This is a genomic window from Psychrobacter sp. (assembly GCF_036731945.1).
In the GTDB taxonomy this organism is placed as follows: Bacteria; Pseudomonadota; Gammaproteobacteria; order Pseudomonadales; family Moraxellaceae; genus Psychrobacter.
The window spans coordinates 1-3,589 of sequence record NZ_DAINDI010000032.1; the positions used below are offsets into that span (position 1 = coordinate 1).

A 3,589-nucleotide genomic window follows, 5' to 3' on the forward strand; every position below is an offset into this window, starting at 1 on the left:
TAACAATTAAGTTTGATAATTAATTTATAACACTTTTAGGTGGGCTTGACTATATTAGCTATCACTGGTTTAGTTCTAGCGGTGTGTCTTTTTCGGATGTTGAGGATTCAACTAATTCGCAGCTCATCTATAGTGAGCGCTTAGCTATTATAAGAGCTAAAATCAACGAGGAGCAAAAAGAGATATCTAATAGCTTAAGCAGACTCAATGAGCAGCTTTACACTATTAAAAATAATACTATAAAGAATCTACTTCAGGATATAGATATAAAACAACTACTTCAGGATGAAGAAATACCAGATATTCCTGAACAGTTAATGTTTTTTATTATAAATGGCTATATTAATGAGAACTATCCTGATTATATTTCTCTGTTTTTTGAGTCGTCTATATCGAGATCAGATAAAAGCTATGCGATGGTTGTTAATGGACGTCAAATGCCTAAATTTGAGCTAGAGTTAACCCATCAAGTCGAACTGTTATCAAGTTACTTATCAGAAGATGAGATGAATACATCTAGTGTTTTAAATATTAGTATGCTGGGATATTTGTTGCAGACTACTGATTTCGTGAAGCATAAGCAGAATTTTTTATATAAAATTTGTGATAAATCAGATATCTCAGTTGAGTTTTTAGCTGTTTTGTTCAATAAGGACGTCAGTTATCTAAGCTTACTTATTCCTATACTTATAGAGCAAGATGATAGTGTTTTTGATGAGATGCTGGAAGATAGTGAAGACGAACAGACAACTAATAATTACTCAAAAATTATCAGATATGGTATTGATATTCTAGATACCTCTAGCTATCTATCTGAAAAAATTAATAGATTTTTATCCCAAAGAAACGATTATATCGATTTTGTAATGAATTCTCTTTCAAAGAATGAAGGGAAATTCAAACAGCTCAGTCTTTCCATAAAACCTAAGTTTTCTCGCCTAAACGCTACAAACCTTGATCTATTCAACTGGCTTGGTGAACAAGGATTTTTTTCTATCGAGTTGGATATAATCAAGGCTGCCTTGATGGGTAATTTATCACTATCACTAGATGAATTAGACAATAGGCTTAAAAACGCACCATTAACAACAATATGTGATTCTAAAATCAACTATTTAGTTAAAGATTTTTGGTCTGAGAACCTATCAGAATACATAAGAATTATTTTGTTAGGTGCAGATGAGCATACTTTATATTCTGAAGATAAAGATGTTTATATAAAAGCCTTAAATATGTTTGGTAGTCAAAATTCAATAATAGAGAGATTTATTGACATCACATCTACTGAAATTAAAGATATAAGTGAAGTTAAAAGCTACCAAATTCAACAATATCTTATCGATAGTTTGAAAGTTAAATACTCATGGTCAAATGTTCTTAAGTATTTTTCTGTCTCTTATGAAGACGAAGATGACCAAGGTGCTTATCGGGAGATAGATAGCTCACTTGTCAAATTCTTGGAAAATGGACAAGACTACTTACAAATAGTTGATTATACAGAGTCAGTTGTTATAGACATTGAAGACTGGGAAGCTACTAAAGCTGAGTTCGATAATCATCTCTTTAAATGTGACAGTTTGAGTGATGAAGCATACGAAAAGCTAATCGGCATGACTGATAAAAACTGGGATAATTCATATTTAAAGAATATAAGCCAAGAGAAAATTCAGACACTAATATCTCTTGGAAAGCTAAGTTTAACTCCTGAAAACTGGGAACAAGTCAAAGGATATGCATCAAAAGAAGTTATCTTGAATTTTTTAGTTAAATATCATCAAACAGTAATACATGATTTGGATTCTATTGAGCTTCGTCCAGAAGATATCGAAGCCTTATTTTGTTCTGATGAAATTATTAACCAGCACAAGCAAGTTTTAGCTGAGTCTAAAGCTATCAACCTTATAGTAAGTAATGACACTGTTCGTAAGAAAATTATTGAAGTATATGAAAGTGAGAGAATGTCTTTGCCTGTTTATGACCAGCTTCTTAAACATGCTGACTCTGAGGAACTAAAAAAGTTACTGTTAAAACAAATTAAGTATTTAAATAAGCAGGAAATCTTAGAAATTCTCAGACTATTGGACGAGCCTTATCAGAAACTAGACAACGGTCAAGCAGTAGAGTTCGAAAACACTGATGAAAATAGAGCTTTAATACACGAGTTGAATCTTAAGCAAATCGTAATGAAAGTTATTAGGCCAACAAGACCAAAAGGTAATCCAGTTGGCAAGAAAATACTCTCTACAAGATTACAAACCCGTGTGCTTTCTGATGAATAATAGTTGTCTTGTGACGCGTTTTAGCCGTGACTGACGCGGTATCCTGTGCGACTAAGCGGGTTGCGGGCACTTGGCTGAGGGTAGTATCGAGAATACAGGAATGCCATCAGCCATTAGTGCCAGCCACGCTTAGGGGTACAGATACAAGCAGAAGGCGCGATTAGCTCCCACACTTTATCCGCCAAAATCACCCTACCTTCTAACCACTCCTAATACGCTGATACCTCAAACTTGCGCAAACTACTTCGCAGGATAACCAGTAATATCTTGAATGCTTTGATATAACGGTTTTAAGCGCTCATACATTTTTAGATAAATCTCATTATAAAGGCGTTTGTAGAGTTGGACGTTGGCTTCAATAGGGATGAACTCATCGCCTAAATGGGTCATTGCCTCACTTGCAACCGCGTGATCGGGATAGACACCGATTCCGACTGCGCAGTTGATCGCAGCGCCTAAGCCTGAAGCTTCATAAGTATGTGGTCGATAAGCGGGCATACCGAAGATATCGGCGGTGAGCTGCATCGCTGAGTCGCTTTGGGAGCCGCCGCCTGAGACACACAGGTGTTTGATGGTTTTACCAGTACGCTTTTCAATCGTATCAAAGCCAAGCTTAAGCTCGTAAGCCAGCCCCTCCAAGATAGCGCGATAAACGTGCGCCCGCGTATGCACATCGCCAAAACCAATGAGCGCGCCTTTACCTTCAAGGCCGGGATGACGGACGCCGGGCGACCAATACGGCTGCATCATCAGCCCCATACAGCCCGCTGGAATGTCCTTGACCGCTTGATCAAGGAGCTTTTCGGTATCGATACCCTGAGTTTTTGCCAGCTGCGCCTCGTATTGGGCAAATTGCTCCTTAAACCAGCTGACCATCCAAAAGCCGCGATAAATCATGTATTCATGATTGTAGTAATTTGGCGCGGCAGCGGTATAAGCGGGCATATGCTTAAGGATTTCGACGTAATTGCTTGAGGTAGTATTGATAGTCGCAGTAGTGCCAAAGCTCAAACAGGCAGTGTCAGCAGCGAGACCGGCAGAGCCCAAAGCTTCGCACGCTTTATCACTAGCGGCAGCAATCATCGGCGTGCCTGCTAAAATCCCCGTGGCTTTAGCTGCCTTTGCGCTGATATGACCAAGTGGCTGACCTGGTGGTACTATCTTAGGCATTTGTTCAAGTCGACAGCTAAATAGACGCCATTTAAGATCTTTAGGTTTCAGCCATGTTTGCGCTTTATAATCGTAAGGCAGATAGCCTAGGGCATGACCAGTGGAATCGGCTAATTCGCCTGTCAGCTGATAAGTAAGAT

The 3,589-nt window shown here is 38.4% G+C and carries 2 protein-coding genes; one reads left to right on the top strand and one right to left on the bottom strand.

Annotated elements, in window-relative coordinates; translation table 11 throughout:
* Positions 1–83 precede the first annotated feature (83 nt).
* A complete protein-coding gene (locus V7D75_RS08075) occupies positions 84–2,279 on the top strand; it encodes a hypothetical protein (protein WP_333614150.1) in 2,196 nt (731 codons plus the stop codon).
* Between the two features lie 240 nt (positions 2,280–2,519).
* On the opposite strand, the gene V7D75_RS08080 is transcribed toward V7D75_RS08075, so the two are convergent.
* The coding region (locus tag V7D75_RS08080) for an FGGY-family carbohydrate kinase (protein WP_333614151.1) at positions 2,520–3,589 on the bottom strand (1,070 nt) is incomplete at its 5' end.